The sequence below is a fragment of the Mucilaginibacter sp. P4_C11 genome, from assembly GCF_056402115.1.
In genome coordinates this window covers 105,046-125,452 of the sequence record NZ_JBFUIA010000011.1, presented here as the reverse complement: position 1 = coordinate 125,452, position 20,407 = coordinate 105,046, and the positions used below count along the sequence as shown (strand labels likewise).

At 44.9% G+C, this 20,407-nt stretch carries 13 protein-coding genes; 6 read left to right on the top strand and 7 right to left on the bottom strand.

Going from position 1 to position 20,407, the window contains the following annotated elements:
* The first annotated feature begins 64 nt into the window (after nt 1–64).
* Nucleotides 65–583, top strand: a complete 519-nt coding sequence (locus tag AC1DU2_RS12355) for a DinB family protein (protein ID WP_477384731.1) — start codon at nt 65–67, stop codon at nt 581–583.
* A 280-nt stretch (nt 584–863) separates the two neighbouring features.
* On the opposite strand, the gene AC1DU2_RS12350 is transcribed toward AC1DU2_RS12355, so the two are convergent.
* The 3 genes from AC1DU2_RS12350 to AC1DU2_RS12340 are packed head-to-tail and all read right to left on the bottom strand — an operon-like array spanning nt 864 to nt 6,136.
* On the bottom strand, nt 864–1,805 hold the full coding sequence (locus AC1DU2_RS12350) for a sugar phosphate isomerase/epimerase family protein (protein ID WP_477384729.1): 942 nt from the start codon (nt 1,803–1,805) through the stop codon (nt 864–866).
* 2 nt (nt 1,806–1,807) lie between these two features.
* Nucleotides 1,808–2,668 (bottom strand): sugar phosphate isomerase/epimerase family protein, encoded by an 861-nt coding sequence (locus AC1DU2_RS12345; RefSeq protein WP_477384727.1) that lies wholly within the window; start codon nt 2,666–2,668, stop codon nt 1,808–1,810.
* Between the two features lie 24 nt (nt 2,669–2,692).
* Entirely contained in the window at nt 2,693–6,136 is a 3,444-nt protein-coding gene (locus AC1DU2_RS12340) for a ThuA domain-containing protein (protein ID WP_477384725.1), read from the bottom strand.
* 332 nt (nt 6,137–6,468) lie between these two features.
* Here AC1DU2_RS12340 and AC1DU2_RS12335 point away from each other — a divergent pair, with 332 nt between their 5' ends.
* The 5 genes from AC1DU2_RS12335 (at nt 6,469) to AC1DU2_RS12315 (ending at nt 12,010) form a co-directional block, all read left to right on the top strand.
* Complete coding sequence (locus AC1DU2_RS12335) at nt 6,469–7,341, top strand: alpha/beta fold hydrolase (protein WP_477384723.1); 873 nt, start codon at nt 6,469–6,471, stop codon at nt 7,339–7,341.
* Between the two features lie 47 nt (nt 7,342–7,388).
* Nucleotides 7,389–8,105, top strand: coding sequence for a DUF2625 domain-containing protein (locus AC1DU2_RS12330; RefSeq protein WP_477384721.1), 717 nt, complete (start codon nt 7,389–7,391; stop codon nt 8,103–8,105).
* A gap of 226 nt (nt 8,106–8,331) precedes the next feature.
* Complete coding sequence (locus AC1DU2_RS12325) at nt 8,332–10,242, top strand: AMP-dependent synthetase/ligase (RefSeq protein WP_477384719.1); 1,911 nt, start codon at nt 8,332–8,334, stop codon at nt 10,240–10,242.
* 56 nt (nt 10,243–10,298) lie between these two features.
* Nucleotides 10,299–10,724, top strand: a complete 426-nt coding sequence (locus AC1DU2_RS12320; RefSeq protein WP_477384717.1) for a hypothetical protein — start codon at nt 10,299–10,301, stop codon at nt 10,722–10,724.
* Nucleotides 10,725–10,807: 83 nt separating this feature from the next.
* Entirely contained in the window at nt 10,808–12,010 is a 1,203-nt protein-coding gene (locus AC1DU2_RS12315; RefSeq protein WP_477384715.1) for a DUF763 domain-containing protein, read from the top strand.
* 130 nt (nt 12,011–12,140) lie between these two features.
* Here AC1DU2_RS12315 and AC1DU2_RS12310 read toward each other — a convergent pair whose 3' ends face one another.
* The 4 genes from AC1DU2_RS12310 to gltB all read right to left on the bottom strand — a co-directional run bounded on the left by AC1DU2_RS12310 (nt 12,141) and on the right by gltB (nt 19,920).
* Entirely contained in the window at nt 12,141–13,139 is a 999-nt protein-coding gene (locus AC1DU2_RS12310; RefSeq protein WP_477384713.1) for a family 43 glycosylhydrolase, read from the bottom strand.
* A 51-nt stretch (nt 13,140–13,190) separates the two neighbouring features.
* Complete coding sequence (locus tag AC1DU2_RS12305) at nt 13,191–13,724, bottom strand: DUF4142 domain-containing protein (RefSeq protein WP_477384711.1); 534 nt, start codon at nt 13,722–13,724, stop codon at nt 13,191–13,193.
* A 193-nt stretch (nt 13,725–13,917) separates the two neighbouring features.
* On the bottom strand, nt 13,918–15,396 hold the full coding sequence (locus AC1DU2_RS12300; RefSeq protein WP_477361808.1) for a glutamate synthase subunit beta: 1,479 nt from the start codon (nt 15,394–15,396) through the stop codon (nt 13,918–13,920).
* A 6-nt stretch (nt 15,397–15,402) separates the two neighbouring features.
* Nucleotides 15,403–19,920 (bottom strand): glutamate synthase large subunit, encoded by a 4,518-nt coding sequence (gene gltB, locus AC1DU2_RS12295; RefSeq protein ID WP_477361810.1) that lies wholly within the window; start codon nt 19,918–19,920, stop codon nt 15,403–15,405.
* Nucleotides 19,921–20,407 lie beyond the last annotated feature (487 nt).

Genomic DNA, 20,407 nt, shown 5'->3' with positions numbered 1-20,407 from the left:
ACAAGTCATTGAAATCAATTACATGCAGTATCTTTATAGTAAAGAAAAAAGCTATTGATAGAAGATGATAAAAATTGGCCGCCCTTACACGGGAGATGCACCATCCTGGTACCCTTATTTTTTCAATTTAGCCAAAGGTGATAACCTCTTAGAAGCACTGGAGGTTAACAAACAGCAAACAATGGATTTGATTAGGTCCATCCCGGCATCTGCGGAAAATTACAGTTATGCCGAGGGCAAATGGACAGTGAAACAGGTTTTTATCCATTTGAACGATGATGAAAGGTATTACGCCTATAAGGCATTTTGCTGTACAAGACAGGTAAACGCCATACTGGAGTTACCGCAGGGCTCAGATTATAACAAGGATTTTAATGCTCATAACCGTACGCTAAACGACATAGCCGAAGAATTCATAACCATCAGGAAGGCTACCATCAGCCTTTACAAACACATGGCCGATGCCATGCTTGATTTTAAATTAGACAGCGCGCCGGTTTATACAGCAAGGAGTGTGGGATGGATGGTGGTTGGGCATAATGTGCACCATCGTAATCTTTTAAGGGAGAGGTACGGGGTGTGAGCCCCCCTCCCTGTCATCCTGAGGCACGAAGGATCTATGAGCTGTGCTTGACCGATAGAAAAGTTCGCGGATAGATGCTTCGTTCCCACCCCTGACACGTTGTACTTTCGAGGTGCGCTGGACGGTCACCCTGAGCCTGTCGAAGGGTCGCGCGGCGAGGCCTTTGCCCGCTATGCTTCGACAGGCTCAGCATGACAGCCCATTTAATGATATCATCCCTCCTTCAGAATTTCGCGAAATGTTACAACTCAGATGACAATCTTTTATTTATCACCCAATATCACATCCCTGCCGTAACCGCTTTCATCTTCTCCAACGCCGTTTTAGCCACCTTCAACGCATCCTGCGCATAGTAGCTTTTGTTAAATACTTCAAAGGATATCACTAAAGGTTTATCAGGATGTTTGGCCAGTTGTAATATTTGTTTTACGGGCGCTATGCCATCACCTACATAAATCCTGTCGGGCTCGGATATTTGGGCAGGTGTAATTTCGGCCGGGTAGTCGTTTACGTGTATAATATCCAGCGCCTGCTTGTCCACAAAATTCAGGCCACCAACAGGCGATCCGCCTTTAAAAAAGTGGAATACATCCAACAGCATACGGGCATCGGCGTCACCTAAAGATGAAACCACATACAATACATCGCTTACATGCTTCAGGTTTACCGATGCGCCCCACATTTCCAGCTGGGGGATAACCCCGTTTTGTTTGCCCATTTTCAGAATCGTAGCATAACGTTCGGTAATGGTGTCAAGTCTTATAGGCTCTTTGGTTCCTCCTGCCGGCGGCGCTGCTATTCTGGGGCAGGCTAATTTGGCCAGCAGGTCCATATCGGCTTGCAGGTCGGTCAGGGCTTTGGCACGGATGGTGTCATCATCGGCTATCCAGGGCGCAAAGCCTATGGCATCCTCCACTTTAAGGCCAAGCCCGTCGATGATTTTTTTGGCCTCGGTAATAGTACCGCCGCCCTGCAGGTAAGTATGCAGCGTATCCAGCCAGATCTCGACAGATGTGAAGCCCGCCTTCGCCGCAACCTCCAGCTCTTTTACAAAGCCCAGGTTATGGCCGCGAATGGTACTCATATTCAGCGAATATATAAAACCGTTACCGGGCTTCTTATCCACTTTTATAGCCGCCGAAACCGGGCAGCTTAGGGCCGCAGCACCGGCTGCTAAGCCCATTGTTTTGAGCGCCTGCCGCCTATTTAATACCCCGGCCATTGTTAGTATTTTAAACCTTTAATATATTCAATAGTAACAGGAATTTGCGTGGCATACGATGGGCTTTCATCCTCAATAAAATAATGCCTTACACCCGCTTTCCTTGCTGCTTTAAGTACGGCTGGGATATCAATCTGTCCGGTGCCCAGGGCTACGTCGTTTTTGGTATCGGTGCCCCCGGTAAGGTCATTGGCTACGCCTTTACGGATATCCTTTAGGTGCATCAGTTTAATGCGGGTTGGATATTTTTCGATCAGCTTAGCCGGGTCCTGCCCGCCGTGGAACGACCATAGTAGGTCGATCTCGAATGATACATACTTAGGGTCGGTATTTTTAGCGATATAGTCGAACAGGGTTCCGTCTTCGTAGGGGCCAAACTCGTAACCATGATTGTGGTAGCAAAACGTAATCCCAGCTTCTGCAAGGTATTTGCCAACGGTATTAAAATCATTAACGGCTTTTTTGGCATCTTCCAGGGTAAACTCCTTACCATGCGGAATCCAGGCTACCATCACATATTTGGCGCCTAACGCTTTAGCCTGTTTCACCACCTGGGCCGGGCTTTTCACTATATCATCATACCCTGCTCCTATCGATGGGATGCTGATTCCCCTTTCGTTACAAAGCTTACGGAAAGCTTCGGGCGTCATGCCCTTGGGTTCCTGTCCTTCCAATTCGGTTATACCCATTGCTTTAATGGTATCCAGTACGGATATTGTAGCTTTAGGCATACTGCTCCGGAAGGTATAGGCTTGCACGCCTACTTTTCCAACAAAAACCGGCTTGCCGCTTTGTGCAAACGTATTAGAAGCCAATAAGCTTAAGCCCAGGCAGGCATTTATTATTACTTGTGATGTTTTCATATGGTGTATTCTATGTGTTTTAAATTATTGACCGAAGCGAATATCGCTTAATTTAAGGATGCCATCATTTGGTTTGGTACGTTTAATGGCAAAAACAAATACATCGTGTTTGCCGGTAACTGTTTTTTGTACATCGCCACTCAACCAGGCCAGCTTATCCCAACTGCCGGTATCACCATAATTTGCCGAGCAAATAACGGGACCTGCCTGTGAATCCATCCGTACTTCAATCTCGCCATCAACACCCTTTGATGCGTACTGGAAGCTCATTTTTTTAATATCTGTTAAATCTACATCCCTGAACAACACAAACGATTTATGGTTGCCCAGCGACAGATCGTCTTTAAAACGATTGAAACCTTTTAATTCATCAGCATAAACAGCCTTTACATCCGCATTTCGTAAAGTTATCACATCGGTACCGGTAAGCGGCCCAACCACCTTACCGCCTTTATCGGTATAGGATGCGAATAAGGTGTATTGGCCGCGCGGTTCGGCATCGCTAAATTTCAGGTTTAGGCTGCCGGTAAGCGGTAAGGCGGTGGCCTTGCTCTTTTTGTCGGTAAGCGAGAAAATGTATTTCACTATCTCTTTGGTATCAGCTGCCGAAAGCTGCGGGTGAGCACTCATGACATGCTCGGTTCCCCAGCTGCCCGCGCCACCGGCTATGATCTTTTTGGATAGCTTATCAACCGACCCCTTTTGTGTTTTATACCTGTTGGCTATCGCTATAAAGCTTGGCCCTACCGCTGTTTTGTTAGCCAGGTGGCACGATTTACAATCGCTGTTGGCCATCAACGCCTTGCCTGGATAGCTTATTTCATTAGCCGACAAAGCAGCCAAACTTTGCACCGTTTTACCATCTGCCGATGGCTGCGGATTGTAGATGTAAAATAATTTCACCCGTTTAGGGTCTATCTTGCTGTCTTCTTTATCCTTCACCACCACATGGTATTTAAAGGGCTGCCCCTTTTGGATAAATGATTTGTTGCCCGCGCCGGCAATGGTAACCACCGGCCTTGTATTACCAACCCTCACTATAATGGTATCGCGGCCTATAGCACCCCCTTTATCGGTAACTTTTAATATGGCCTTATAAATACCCGGCTTAGTATAGGTATAGCTTGCCGAGGCTGTTGCTGCGCCCACCGTTTTACCATCAAACAACCATTGGTAGGTTATTTTATCGTCATCATCCAAATCCTTACTGTTCTGGCTGTTAAAACCAACGGTTAGCGGTGCCTGGCCCGATATCTCTTTTTTTACGGGCATTTCCTTCAACTCGGCAGTAAGATATTTGGTATGTTGGTAGTAGGCTTGCATAGCAGTATCAGTAATACCGGCTTTGGCAATGGGCGCACGGTTGCCGGTGTTGTATTCAATTTTCACCAGGCGGGCATCTTCATTTTGCGCCCCGTAGACAGATCCGTATTCCAGCATATATAAAGCGCCATCGGGGCCAAACTGCATATCAATAGGTCGCCTGAAATCGCCATTGGCAGGCATAAAAGCTTCGTTGCGCACATAATTTTCGTTTTCATCAAACTTCAGGCTTATTACCCAGTTGCGCATCCAGTCGGCCACAAACAATTTGCCATCGTAATAATCAGGGAACTTATTGGGGTTTTTAACATTGGCATTGTACTTATAAAAATCGCCTCCGATAGCGCAGCGTCCGCCTAATCCCAGTTCGGGAAACTCATCCGAGGCCGCATAAGGGTACCAGATCATGGCGGGTGTGGCGGGTGGCAGCACGTTTAAACCTGTATTGTTCGGCGAGTTATTTACCGGCCGTTTAGGATCAAACATTGGCCCGGGAGTGCCCGTAACAAAATCCCAGTGTGAGTAGGCAAAGTTGTTGCCCACAAAATACGGCCAGCCAAAGTTGCCGGCCTTGCGGGCCTGGTTAAATTCATCATAACCGCGCGGGCCACGTGGCGAATCGTTACCGGCATCGGGCCCAATCTCGCCCCAGTATAAAACCGAGGTGTTGGGGTTAACCGCGATACGGTATGGGTTACGGCAACCCATTACATAAATTTCGGGTTTGGTTTTGGCCATACCTTTGGGGAAAAGGTTTCCTTCGGGAATGGTATAGGTACCATCAGCCTCGGGATGAATCCGCAATATTTTACCTTTAAAGTCATTGGTATTGCCTGCGCTACGCTGGGCATCAAGGCTAAAATGTTCTTTTCCGGGGCGTTCATCCAGCGGTGCGTAACCATCGGCCGGGAACGGGCTCGAGCTGTCACCCGTGGACAGGTATAGGTTTCTGTTTTTATCCCATGCCAATGAACCGCCATGGTGTGCGCCACTTATTATTTGTACAGGTACTTTTAACAGGATTTTTTCTGATTTCAAGTCGAGTACATTTGCCGGGCTTAATTTAAAGCGCGAAAGCTGGAAGTTTAAAGGCTCGATGATTTGCCCCTCGGGCATGTAATAAATATAAACAAACTGGTTGGTTTCAAAATCAGGGTCGCGCGTCAGGCCAATAACCCCGGTGCCACCCTGGTAAGTGATGGGAAATTTATGGATCACTTTAAACTGGTTGGTTTTGGTATTATAAACCGAAAAATTACCCATCAGCTGGGTAAAAAATACGCGACCATCTTTAGCACAGGCCAATTCCATGGGTGATGCCACGTTGCTTATCAACACTGTTTTAATAAAGCGGGTTTGATCGGGCGATACTTTGGCGTAAGCTTTACTATAATCCAGCGGTTTGCCGTTGCCCATGGCGTATTTAATACCACCAAGCATCTGCCCTAAAAACAAAGGATCGCTATAGCTTTCGTCGGTATGGCCGCAACCGGTATAAAATGAGCGGCCGCCGTCAAACTCATGAAACCAGGTTATCGGGTGATTGGCCCCGTTGGTACCCCCATCATAAGTGTTTTCGTCCAGGCTGGCCAAAACATGTATGCCGCTGTAGATAGATTTGTAGTTGTACCACTCGTCGGTACGCTCCCAGCGGGCTGGTAAACCGGCCGTTATTGGGTTGGTATGATCGGTAACATCTACAGTAGCCGTACGGATATTTGAATTATTGGGGTGGCTTGAAAAATACGCACCCACCAGTTTGCCGTACCATGGCCAGTCATACTCGGTATCGGCAGCCGAATGGAAACCTGCATATCCGCCGCCCGCCTGTATATACCGTTCAAACGCTGCCTGCTGCATGGCGTTAAGTACATTGCCCGTAGTACATTGAAATATAACGGCATCATATTTTTTAAGGTTCTCGTCGGTAAAAGTTTCAGAATTGGTTGTGGTATCAACATCGAAATTATTTTCTTTACCCAGCTTCTGGATAGCGGCTATACCAAACGGAATGCAGGAATGGTGCCAGCCCAATGTTTTTGAAAAAACCAGCACGTGCTGCCGCGGCACAGGTTTTTTAAACGAATACAGCCCAAAACTGAGCCCTATCAATAAAATACAGGTGAGTTTTAATTTTAATGACATTATTTGAGAGATTTAGTTGATGTACATTTTGTTGCCAATAAGCCTGCCAGTAGTACCCTTTAAGGGCTGCGAGAATAGGCTGATTAGGCCCGACGATAAAAATGTATTATGTAACGGTAAAAAAGTACCGGCTAACTAATTGGTTAAACAATATTAACGATTTAGCAGTTCACAGTGTAATAAATACACGCTTATTTTTAGGCCCTTGTGCATTGTAAGTGAATTGTTACCCTTGGCTTGCAGGTGTGCTTTTTACATCCTGTCGTAAAGCACCCGCTACTTTGTCGCGCATTGCTGTTTGCACCATTGGCTCTTCATGCTAAATTTGAATCATGAAAAACTTCTTGCTGCTATTTATCAAGATCACTACTTTTATCATTATACTTATGACAACAGCCACCACCACACAGGCGCAGGATGCCGGTAAATATGCCCAGGTAAACGGCATAAAAATGTATTACGAAATTCATGGCAATGGCCAGCCGCTGGTATTAATTCATGGTGGCGGTTCAACCATGCATACTTCATTTGGTAAAATTATGCCACAGCTTGCCAAAACCCATATGGTTATTGCTGTTGATCTGCAAAATCACGGCCGTACATCGGCAAGGGATATCCCCGAAACTTTTGAGCAGGATGCCGATGATGTGGCCGAACTGCTAAAGCAACTAAACATTAAAGGTGCCGATGTTATGGGTTTTAGCAACGGCGGCAGCACTACCCTGCAATTGGCTATCAGGCATCCCGAATTAGTACATAAACTGGTTGCCATTTCGGCACTTTATAAACGCGCCGGCACATTCCCGTGGTTTTGGGATTTTATGCGCAATGCAGATATATCATCGATGCCGCAGGTTTACAAAGATGTTTACCTGGCCATACCCGGCAATACCCAGGCCGGACTGCAAAACATGCATGATAAAGATGCCAAGCGGATGCAGACGTTTAAAGATTGGAATACCGAAGATATCAAAGTCATCCAGGCCCCTACCCTGGTCATCGTAAGCGATCAAGATGTGATTACACCTGAGCACGCTATAGAATTGTCGCGGTTATTGCCACATGGCCGACTAACCATTATGCCCGGCAGCCACGGCGCTTTTATTGGCGAAGTTATGGCACCAAACCCGGATAGTAAAGTACCGGAGTTATTTGTAGCGATCCTTAATGAGTTTTTAACGGAAGCTATGCCGAAGGATAAATAAACAAATATTAGTTGAGGCTTGCTAAAAAGGCATCCGTGCTTTTGATTATGAGAAAACAAATCTTACTCCTGCTACTGACCATTCTAACATTGCCAGTATGCGCTCAAAATAACTTGCGTTCTGTTGTCGAACTAACCAATGATACATCTGCCTGGCCTCTGCTTTTAGAAGATATAAAAACAGCAAAAAACAAAATTGAGGTTCTGCCGGCATCTAACGGCAAAGATGCATTATATCAAACACAGGTGACCACTCACTCCTACATGGGTGCGGTTATTTATTTTACCGGCGGCATATTGGTGGATAATGGTTGGATACGCATATTAGGATCGGGCAGCGAAAAATTGAAACGAAGCCTTCCGGGCTGGAATAAAGGCAAAAGCTTTAATGAGCTGGGCGAACAACCGCCATTTTTATTGATAGCAGATGATGCCGACGGTGGGCTTTTTGCTATCAACGGTGGAAAATTCGGAACCGATTTGGGCAAAATTTATTACCTGGCGCCTGAGCGCTTAAAGTGGGAGGCGCTGCATATAGGGTATACCGAATTTTTGAACTTTTGCTGGTATGGCGATATGAACCAGTTTTACGACAGCCTGCGATGGAAAGGATGGCAGGAAGATTTAAAAAAAATAAGCGGTGACCAGGCTTTTAACTTTTATCCTTACCTGTGGACTACTGAAGGTAAAGACGTCAACAAGGTAACCAGGACGGTGGTGCCCATGCAGGAAGCGTATGATTTCAGGATAGAAAGCATTAAATAACACGGATCCTGGAGATAAAATATGGCGGATGGCCGAGGGATCAATGAGGTCTATCGGCGAAGAATCGCCCGGCGATGTTGCGCCAGCATTCAAAACCATCGTTTATTTTAACGTTTCGAACACTCCAGATTTCAAACCTATTTGCTATTTGCTACTAAGAAACCTTATCCCAATTGTTTTTTGTTGCCAAATAATATAAGTTTGTTGGGAATATCCAATTATACTGATGAGTTATACAACCGAACTTACAACTGTCCCATCGTTTATACGCAATACTGTTGCTAATATCCATCCCGAAAATCATACATTTTTAATCCATAAGGTTAAAGATACCTGGGTGGAGATTACTTATGGCGAGGCGCTGGAAAACATAGATGCCATATCGGCCTGGCTTTTAAACCTGGGCATAAAAAAAGGCGACCGGTTGTCGCTAATCATCGAGAATGGACCAAATTATGTTTATTACGACCAGGCATTACAACAGATAGGCGCTGTAAACGCATCGATATATCCTACCCTCACCGAAACAGAAATTGAATATATTCTGAACGATTCGGGTGCAAAAGCCATTATAACGGGCAATCCGTTCCTTTTTCGCAAAGTGCTAAAAATAGCCAATAACTGTCCCGAGCTCATTCGTATTATACCGGCTTTTGACGATTTTGAAAAACACAGCAGCAAACATACGCTGAATGCGGGCGTAATCGGTTTCGATGACGTTATTAAAGAAGGCCTGGCTTTGGTTGACCAATACCGCCATGCCATTGCTGCCGCCCGCGAAGCTATTTTACCTACCGATCTTTCCTGCCTTATTTATACATCAGGTACAACAGGTATCCCCAAGGGTGTAATGCTTACGCATTATAACCTTACTCAAAATGCGCTGAACAGCGTTATTCAAATTCCTTTTGTAACCAAAAACGACCGCTTTTTATCATTTTTGCCATTATCGCATGTATTTGAGCGCACTATTTACCATATCGCTATTTTAAAAGGGTCGCAAATTGCTTTTGCCCAAAGTTTGGAGCTGTTAGCTAAAAATATGGGCGAGACCCAGCCTACCATACTATGTTGCGTACCGCGCCTGCTTGAGCGTATTCACGACAGAGCTATCAAAAGCGGCACATCTGCGGGTGGCTTAAAAACCAAGATATTTTTATGGGCTTTTGAAACAGGAAAAAAAGTACGTTTGATACAGGAAGCCGGTAAATCGCCGGGCCTTATCCTTAAAGCCCAGCACGGCATTGCCGAAAAACTGGTTTTCAGTAAGATAAAAGAAAAAACCGGCGGCAAGCTGCAGTTTATGGTATCGGGCGGCGGCGCACTGCCCAAAAACATAGGTGAGTTTTTTGGCGACCTGGGTATTGTAATATTGGAGGGGTTCGGGTTAACAGAAACATCGCCTGTGATGGCTGTAACCGAAAGGCACAGGGTTATTTATGGTACTGTGGGCCGTATTATTCCGGGTATCGAGGTGGCTATCCAAAATGTAGAGACCAAAGAAATTTACTCCATACAAACCCACGATAATTTTAAGGAAGATACGGAGACCGAGGAAGGCGAAATTATTGTTCGCGGCCACTGCGTAATGAAGGGTTACTGGCACAAACCAGAAGAAACAGCCATGGTTATCGACGAAGATAACTGGTTTCATACCGGCGATATTGGCCGCTTCTTTCGCGGCAACCTGCAAATTACCGATAGGCTGAAAAACATGCTGGTAAACGCGTACGGCAAAAACATATACCCTACCCCGGTTGAGAATACGTACCTCAAAAGCCCTAAAATTGAACAGGTGTTTTTAGTGGGCGATAAACGTGAATACATAGCCGCCATCATAGTGCCTGGCAAAGAAGGCCTGCAGGAACAATTCGGCCTCAACAACGATTTTTTTGAGCGCCCCGAAGTATTTATCGATGATCAGGAAATTGTAGACTGGATAAGCCAGGATATCCGTAAATTCAGCAACGAACTGGCCAAATTTGAACGCATCAAGTCATTCAAAGTAAAGCGTAACCCCTTCAGCATGGAAGAAGGCGAGATAACCCCCACCATGAAAGCCAAACGCAAAGTTATTGAGAAAAAGTACGCCGCAGAAATAGACGAGCTGTACGCTGGAGACGCGGAAGAAGATTAGTTGGAAAATCTATCACCAATAAATATTAATCAATTTAACAAAAACCGTAATCACGTATGGACAAACATGTTTGCATGGGTATTGAGTATTTTAACGACGAGTTTAAAGATATTTATGATTTTTTAGAACAGATATTCGTTAAAATAAATACCAAGGTCTATACTGTTGACGAAATTAAGCTTATGTCAAGCAAATTCGAGTTTGATTTTTTCAAAGCATTTACATGGATTCCCTATCAACAAACTAAAACTAAACAAATATCAATTATCAATAGGCTTGTAAAGCCTAACGACACACTAGATAAAGATTTTAAAAATAACTTATTAAATGTAGTTGGAATTTATCACCCGTTAACTAGAACGAATATCCAAACTATTTCATTTAATCTAGGTTTCGATGTTTACAACAATTGCGAATTTAAAAACATAAAAAAAATTATTTATCAAACCAAGGAAGGCGACATCGTGATTTATCGACCTTAAATATTATAGATCTCAAAAATCTTCTTTTAAAGAAGCTAACATAAACAAGTAATCACCGCATTCTTTTTACTAACTTTGTTAGCATGAAGCGATCCGGCAGTGCTGACTTACCTTTACACTATGGCTATGTACCCACATGGCTTGCCGGGCGTATGGCGAAGCTGGGCCTGGCGGTAATTGAAAACATTGTAATGGATTATGGTAAGGACGAGGTTTTACGTCGCATAAGCGATCCTTTCTGGTTTCAGAGCCTTGGCGCCGTGATGGGGATGGACTGGCATTCATCGGGCATAACTACATCGGTAATGGGCGCTTTAAAAAAATCGGTAAACCCGCACAGCCGCGAACTTGGTATTTACATTTGCGGCGGCAAAGGCAAGCACTCCAAACAAACCCCTGCCGAGCTGTTAAAAATTGGTGAAACCACCGGGCTTGACGGCAACCACCTGGTACGATGCAGCAAACTAAGCGCTAAAGTTGATAATACAGCCATACAGGATGGTTTCCAGCTATATACCCACAATTTTATCCTGAGCGATACCGGCAAATGGGCTGTAGTACAGCAAGGCATGAGTGATGCCAGCAGCACCGCACGCCGCTACCACTGGCACTCGGAGCAATTGACATCATTTGTTGATGATCCGCATACATCCATCTACGGCAAAAATACAGGCCTGATCCTGAACATGACAGATAAACTGGCCGATACCTCCAGGAGCGGCGTAATGCAAATAGCCGCCGAACACCCGGAAGCCATGATCAAAGAGATCAGCCACCTGGTATTGCCCAATCATCATGATGTAAAAGCCAAGGACGTGGATCTGAAACGTTTGGGCGCTGTGCTTTGGTTAGCCCATGAAAAGCAGCCCGCTGATTTTGAAGATTTATTGTTATTACAAGGCCTTGGGCCACGTACCCTCCAATCGCTGGCATTGGTAAGCGAGGTTATACACGGAACTCCATCGCGGTTTAAAGATCCGGCAAGGTTTTCCTTTGCACACGGGGGCAAGGATGGCCACCCCTTTCCAGTACCTACCAAAGTATATGACGAAACGATAGGCGTCCTCCAAAACGCGATACACAAATCGAAACTGGGATTATCAGAACAAAACGAAGCCATCAAACGGCTCCATAAAATAGCCGAAAATGCCGAAAAAGATTTTACACCCAACGCCAATTTTGACGAGGTAATAGCTAAAGAGCGTGAAGATTCATGGAAATACGGCGGGCGTACTGTTATGGGTAGAGCTAAGCCGCCGGTACAACAGCAATTGAAGCTTTTCTAAAAGCGCTCCCCTATCGCTCCCGCGAGCTTCCAGCTCGTGGGTTGCATGGTTTCAGCTTTCATCTGAAATAGCCAAGCCAGTACTCCCCCGGATCACACTCATGCTAACCTTTTTACGAGTTAAACAGCCGTTATTTTCCATCAACATATTTCCACCCGCCCGTTTTTACATCTATCTTCCATGGCCGGGGCTTTGGTAGCCATAACTTGCCGTCGCCAATCTCGAGGGGCATCCATAGGTAGCGCGAGTCCCATTGGGCTTTGGGGCGCCACTGGTCGGCCATAAAAATTACGGTGGTGCTTTTTGTACCAACAACCTTAACCATCATGGTAGATTGCGATCCATAAGTATTTGTCTCGGGCGGGGCGATATCTTTAAACTCCGACCATGGGCCACTTAGCAATGTTGCCGTAGCATATTTGTTAGGATTGGGGTCCCAGCCGGTAAGCGCCGAACCAATGGCATAATAAAGCCCTTTATAATGCACCAGGGCGCCACCTTCCAAAGGCGCTTTAATAAGGCATATCTCTTTTTCAACACTCAGGTAATCGTCAGATAGTTGGGCAATATGAAAACCCTTGGCCCTATCCTCAAATATCAGGTATGCCGAACCGTCATCGTCAACAAACTGACCAATATCACGGCTTTGCTCGCCTAAAGGCCTAAAGCTTTTAAGGTACTTGTAGTCGCCATCTATCTTATCACAAACCGCAACGCCAACGCGGGCTGCTTTGTAGTTGGCGCTATCCATATGGAGGTACATCACATACTGCCTGTTCTTCTTGTTGTAAAAAACCTTTGGCCGTTCTAAAACAAAGCCTTTACCGAAGTTTGCCGGATCGTCTGTTTTGATCACTTTGTTCCGGAATGTCCAATTCGTAAGGTCGGGCGAGGAATAACAGGCTACGTAGCGTTTGGCGGGATCATTGTCTTTTGCTCGGTCTTCGCCAAACCAGTAATATAATTTTCCAATTTTGATGATGCCGCCGCCGTGGGCCTGCACATGTTCGCCCCGGTTATCAGGCCAAACCTCGCTGGGTTTTATAGCAGAAACTTGTGCAGAAACCTGTATTTGGCAGGCAACGAAAACTAGCAATAAGGCGATAAATGAACTTTTATTTAATAGCATGATTTAGATAGGTATAGCCCGCAATTTAAACATTACCTGCTATTAAATAAACTATTTTAACACCAGCATAATCACCTTAGCCGAATCAAGATGTGCCTGCAACGATGCCATGTTTTTGCTGGCAAAATCAGATACATTAGGGTTTTTATTGAGCGAGGCGGATTTAAACAGCGTTATTTCCTGTTCATGCTGATTTATCAGCATTTCCATGTACGCTTTGTCAAAGTCGGCAGCTTTCTTCTGTTCAAGGGCAGCTATTACCTGTTGGTGGCCGGCATTTATGGTATCGTTGGATGTTACAAAATTATCAATCTCCAATTTTCTGAAATTATCAGCAAGCAGGGTGTGGTCATCAATCATCGTTTTGGCAAACTGAATAACTTTTTGATTTTTCGAGTTGGAGATAGCCAAACCTGAAGCTTTTACGGTTGCCAGGCTGGCTTCGGTGCCATTTTTTAAAAAAAGCATTCCGCCACCATCAACAAGTACTTTATTGTTGTAATTATTTGCGCGTTTGTTGCTTTCGCATGATTGCGTAAAAACGAAGGCTACTAAAATCAATAACAAGCCGGTTAAATACTTCATTTATAAATTGGTTATGCTTTGTTTAGGTTTAACGGCAAAAAGGGACAAGTGGTTTTCTAAAGTTGCATAATTAATATTGATTAACCACTAACAACACAAAATACCACATCAAAATAAAACAAAAAACCACGCTGCGATACCCATAACAGGGTATGCAGCGTGGTTATATATCTTCAGCAGATAAGGCGTTTTGCTAAAACACCTGGTCAAACTGATTAACAGCATCCTTGCTTTCCAGCAACGAGTGGCCCATTAAAAATTCATCTACTTTGCGGGCAGTTTCGCGACCTTCAGAGATGGCCCAAACAACCAATGATTGTCCGCGGCGCATATCACCGGCAGCAAATACTTTGCTTACGTTGGTACGGTAAACGCCTTCTTTGGCTTTAACGTTTTTGCGGTCATCCAGTTCAACACCTAATTGAGCTAACAGGCCGGCAGGCTGCGGATACAGGAAACCCATAGCCAGGAACACGCGTTGACAAGGAATTTCACGTTCAGAACCTTCAACTACATGGAATTTCACAGGGCGCCCCATAAAATCCTGTTCCCACTCTACATCTACCACTTTTAACGCACGTAGGTTACCTTCGTCGTCGCCTAAAAATTCCAGGGTATTTACGCCCCAGAAACGATCAGCACCTTCCTCGTGCGAACTGGTGGTTTTAAGCACCATCGGATATGTTGGCCATGGCATATGCTGTGTACGCTGCGCAGGTGGCTGAAACATCACCTCAAACTGCTTAATTGATTTTGCTCCCTGGCGGTTTGATGTACCTACGCAATCGCTGCCGGTATCGCCCCCACCAATTACTACAACATCTTTGCCTGTGGCCAAAATATCATCGCCGTCAACAGCGATATCACTTACACGTTTGTTTTGCTGTTTCAAAAAGTCCATCGCAAAATGGATGCCTTTTAATTCCCTGCCGGGGATCATCAGGTTGCGAGGAATGGTTGAACCGCCTGCCAGTACTACAGCATCATTGCTGCGCAGTAATTCATCAGCAGCTACATTAACGCCTACTTCGCTGTTCAGCTTAAACACCACGCCATCTTTTTCCATTACTTCAATACGGCGTTCCACTACAGTTTTCTCCAACTTAAAATCAGGGATGCCATAGCGCAATAAACCTCCCGGTTTATCATCGCGCTCGTAAACAGTTACTGCGTGGCCTGCCTTTACCAATTGCGCTGCAGCAGCCAAACCGGCCGGGCCAGAGCCTATTACAGCTACTTTTTTGCCCGATTTAACTAAAGGTGCCGTTGGTTTTACCAGATTTTTCTGGTAAGCAATTTCGATGATATGTTTTTCAATCTCCTCAATAGCTACAGCCGGCTTATTAATACCTAACACACAGGCAGATTCGCAAGGTGCAGGACAGATACGACCCGTAAACTCAGGGAAATTATTGGTTGATGATAAAATATGGTAAGCTTCTTCCCAGTTTTGACGATACACGGCATCGTTAAACTCCGGGATAATATTACCCAGCGGGCATCCCGAATGGCAAAAAGGGATACCGCAATTCATACAACGGGCCGATTGCTGGTTCAGCTTCTCGTCGGTATATAAATTAACAAACTCTTTATAGTTTTTTACGCGTTCAGCAGCGGGAACCTTAGTTGGTAATTCCCTGTTAAACTCCTGAAATCCTGTTGGTTTTCCCATTGAAATTTAGCCTATTGTTTGATATTGTAACTTCTCTACTACTTTTTTATACTCTTTTGGATACACCTTCACAAACTGTGTTGATGCTTCGGCCCAGTTAGCCAGGATCTGCTGTGCAAGCTTGCTGCCTGTAAGGCTTACGTGCTTACGCAGTAAGGTAAGTATCTGCTCTTCATCCTGTAACGACAGCGGATCAAGGTCTACCATCTCGGTATTACAGTTCTCGGCAAAGCTGTTATCCGGGTTATAAATCCAGGCTAAACCGCCGCTCATACCAGCCGCAAAGTTACGTCCTGTTTTACCCAATATCAGTGCACGGCCACCGGTCATATACTCGCAACCATGGTCGCCAATACCCTCAACAACAGTGGTAGCACCAGAGTTACGTACCGCGAAACGTTCGCCGGCCATACCGCCAATAAATACCTCACCTGATGTTGCACCATATAAGGCAACGTTACCAATGATGATATTATCTTCCGGCGTGAAAGTAGCTTTCGCCGATGGATAAATGGCCAGTTGTGCACCTGATAAACCTTTACCTACGTAGTCATTAGCTTCGCCTTCCAACTCAAAAGAGATACCCTTGGTTGCAAAAGCACCGAAACTTTGCCCGGCCGAGCCTTTGAATTTGTAGTTAATGGTATTATCGGGTAATCCCGCAGAACCATAGATCTTCGAGATCTCGTTTGACAGTAAGGTGCCAATAGTACGATTAACGTTAATGACATCAAATGATGCAAACACCGGCGTTTTATCTTCAAGGGCAGGTTTAGCTGCCTCTAATAACTGCCAATCCAATATCTCATCCATACCATGATCCTGCTTTTCGCTGTTGTAAAGCGTCATGCCTTTGGTATTGGTAACCGGGTGTAATATACCGCTCAGGTCAATCTTTTTGGCCTTCCAGCTTTCCAGGTGGTCTTTCACTTTCAGGAACTGAACACGGCCAACCATTTCGTTAATGGTACGAAAACCTAACTCGGCCATAATCTCACGCAGTTCTTCGGCCATAAATTTAAACAGGTTCACTACGTGATCTGCTTTACCGCTAAACAGTTTCCTTAATTCAGGATCTTGCGTGGCAACACCTACAGGGCAGGTATTTAAGTGACACTTACGCATCATGATACAACCACCTGCTACAAGCGCGGCTGTTGCAACACCCCATTCTTCGGCACCCATCAAAGCTGCAATGGCCAAATCACGACCGGTTTTTAGCTGCCCGTCTGTTTGTAATACCACACGGCTGCGTAATTTATTGCGTACCAATGTTTGGTGAGCTTCGGTTAAACCAAGCTCCCATGGCAAGCCTGCGTGTTTTACCGAGCTTATTGGCGATGCACCGGTACCACCATCATAGCCGGCAATCAGGATAACATCAGCATGTGCTTTGGCCACACCTGCGGCTATTGTACCCACACCTGCTTTTGATACCAATTTTACATTGATACGTGCAGCACGGTTGGCATTTTTCAAATCGAATATTAATTGTGCCAAATCCTCGATAGAGTAAATATCGTGGTGAGGCGGCGGCGAGATTAAACCTACACCGGGTGTAGAGTGACGGGTTTTAGCAATCCAGTCATCAACTTTATGACCCGGAAGTTGCCCGCCTTCGCCCGGCTTGGCTCCCTGCGCCATTTTTATCTGCAATTCATCGGCATTGGTCAGGTAATTTGACGTTACACCGAAACGGGCAGACGCTACTTGCTTGATAGCCGAACGCATCGAATCGCCGTTGGCCATTCTTTCGTAACGCATCTCATCCTCACCACCTTCGCCGGTATTGCTTTTACCACCTATGCGGTTCATGGCAATAGCCATGGTGCTATGCGCTTCGTGAGATATAGAGCCGAATGACATGGCGCCTGTTGCAAAGCGCTTCATGATATTTTCGGCCGGTTCAACCTCATCAATGCTGATAGCTTCACGGTGATGGGCAAAGTCAAGCAATCCACGAATGGTAAAGTGCTTTTCGGTTTGCTCGTTAATTACTTTAGCGTAGTTTTTGTATACGTTATAATCATTGCTACGGGTAGCATGTTGTAACAAGTGTACCGTGGTTGGATTAAATAAATGTGCTTCGCCCCTGCGTTTCCATTGGTAAATACCACCCTCTGGCAGTAAATTATCAGCGCCCTTCGCATTAAAGCCCATGCGGTGTTTGCATAGTGCTTCGCGGGCTATTTCATCGAGGCCCAAACCGCCAATGCGGGTAACGGCTCCGCAGAAATATTTATCTACAACAGTTTTATTTAAACCTAATATTTCAAAAACCTGCGAGCCATGGTATGATTGTAAGGTCGAGATCCCCATTTTAGAGAAGATCTTCAGCAACCCATCATTTACAGATTTTACGTAGTTTTTTTGCAATGTTTTAATATCCAGCCCGGTTTCTAAACTACCATTATTTTTAACGGTTTCAATAGTCGCCAAAGCCAGGTAAGGGTTAATAGCCGTAGCGCCAAATGCCAGCAAGCAGGCAAAATGGTGTACTTCCCATGCATCCCCGGTTTCAATCACCAAGCCTACAGCGCCGCGCAGACCTTTTTTTATCAGGTGGTGATGTACGGCAGATACGGCCAGCAACGTTGGGATAGGCGCATGCTCAGAATCTACAGCACGATCCGATAGAATCAGCACTTCAAAACCGTCGTCTACAGCATCTTCTGCGTAGCGGCAAAGCCTTGCAATACCTTTTTCTAACGAGCCAGGCATACCATCGGCCACAAAGTAAGTTTGCAGTGTTTTGGCATGGAAAAGGCCGGTATCAATACTACGCAGTTTTTCTAACTGGTGGTTTTTTAATATCGGGTGTTTTAAAACTACACAATGGCAATGCATTTTGTCTTCATCCAGCAAGTTACCGTTGTTGCCGATAAAGGTTGCCAAACTCATCACCAGGCGCTCGCGGATCGGGTCGATAGGCGGATTGGTTACCTGGGCAAAAAATTGCTTAAAGTAGCTTGATAAATGTTGTGGTTTATCAGATAAAATAGCTAAAGGCACATCAGTACCCATCGAGCCTACGGGCTCTTTACCATCAACAGCCATTGGCTTAATAATGGTATCAATATCCTCGCGGCTGTAACCAAATACCTGCTGGTAACGGAATACAGAAGCTTCTGAAAGCTGGGCGAATGCCAAACGTGGCTCAGTAAGTTCGCTCAGGTTTATTTTATAATTTTCCAGCCAACGGCCATAAGGCTGCCTTGAAGATATTTGTTTTTTTATTTCATCATCGGTAATGATCCTGCCTTTTTCGGTATCAATCAGCAGCATTTTACCGGGTTGTAAACGACCTTTACGTACTACGGTGCTTTCGTCAATAGCCAGGGTACCTGCCTCAGATGCTGCTATAACACGACCATCGTTGGTAATTACATAACGCAACGGGCGAAGGCCATTCCTATCCAATAAAGCACCTACCAGTTTACCATCGGTAAAGGTGATAGCGGCCGGGCCATCCCATGGCTCCATCAAGGTAGCGTGATACTCGTAAAATGCCTTTTTAATAGGATCCATGTGTACGTTACCGTCCCATGCCTCTGGTACCAGCATCATCATTACGTGTGGTAATGAGCGGCCTGAGTGCAGCAGAATTTCGATGATATTATCCAAACAGGCAGAGTCTGACTGATTGTTATCTATCACCGGCATAATCATTTCCATTTCTTCGGCCGTGAAGTACGACGAAGCGTATGATTTTAACCCGGCGTAAAACCAGTTTAAATTACCTGTTAAGGTGTTGATCTCGCCATTATGGGCTATCAGGCGGAATGGTTGGGCCAGTTTCCACGATGGAAAAGTATTGGTTGAGAAACGCGAGTGGATCATAGCGAAGCCAGATGCAATACGCGGATCAGTTAAATCAGCATAATATTTACGCAGCTGGTAAGTAGTTACCTGGCCTTTGTAAACAATTGTTTTGCATGATAACGAGGTGAAATAAAAATATTCAGATGCACCCGGGATGGTATCTGTAATAGTTTTATTAATGTACCTGCGCAATATAAAAAGCTTACGCTCAAAGTCATCGGCATTGGTAATGTGGTGCGGGCGGGCAATAAATATCTGCTCTACATCGGGCTCGGCCTGGCGGGCTGTTTCGCCAACCGCCATTGAGTCAACGGTTAATTTACGATAGCCTAATTTTACAAGGCCCAGCTTTTCAATTGCGTTGGTAATAACAATACGGCAAGCCTTTTTTTGCGCCGAATCTTTAGGGAAAAAGATCATCCCGACACCATACTCGCCCGGTTCGGGCAGGCTGATCTCGAGGTTTGAGCATTCCTCCATTAAAAACTCATGGGGCAGTTGTATCAATATACCGGCACCATCGCCGGTTTCAGGATCACATCCGCAGGCACCGCGGTGTTCCATGTTCTCGAGCATCGTAAGCGCATCATCAATAATCTGGTTACTTTTATGACCATTTATGTTGGTTATAAATCCAGTTCCGCACGAATCGTGTTCAAATTCTGGCCTGTAAAGGCCCTGGTTGCTATCAGTTTGATTCATCTTTTAGAGTAAACCGTTTATAAAGGGGTGTAACAACGAAGTTACCAATTTGCAAATAAATTATAAAATTTATCGGAATTTTTAAAGATTTCTAAAAAATCGATTATCTATATCATATTTATTTAACAAAATGACAACATAAATAATGAATTATTATGATTAAGCAAATGAAATATGTTGTTTTCTTATTTAGAATCGGTATAAAGTTGTACCAATTTGCCGCTATTCATTTATACAATCGGTAAATATACTAATAACAGAATAAAATTTTGTTGGTTAAATCTATGTGAAGAGTAGACATTTTTGAGAAGAAGTCCGGAAGTCTGAAAAGTCCGAAAGTCGGGAAGCCAGAAAGTTTAACGGAGTTAAATTTGGGTAGCTAAAGTAAAAAGGGGATATTCAGCAATCAATGAAAATTTATATCTTGACAATACATATTTTCTCAACTTTCGGACTTCCGGACTTTCCGACTTTCGGACTATTTCAA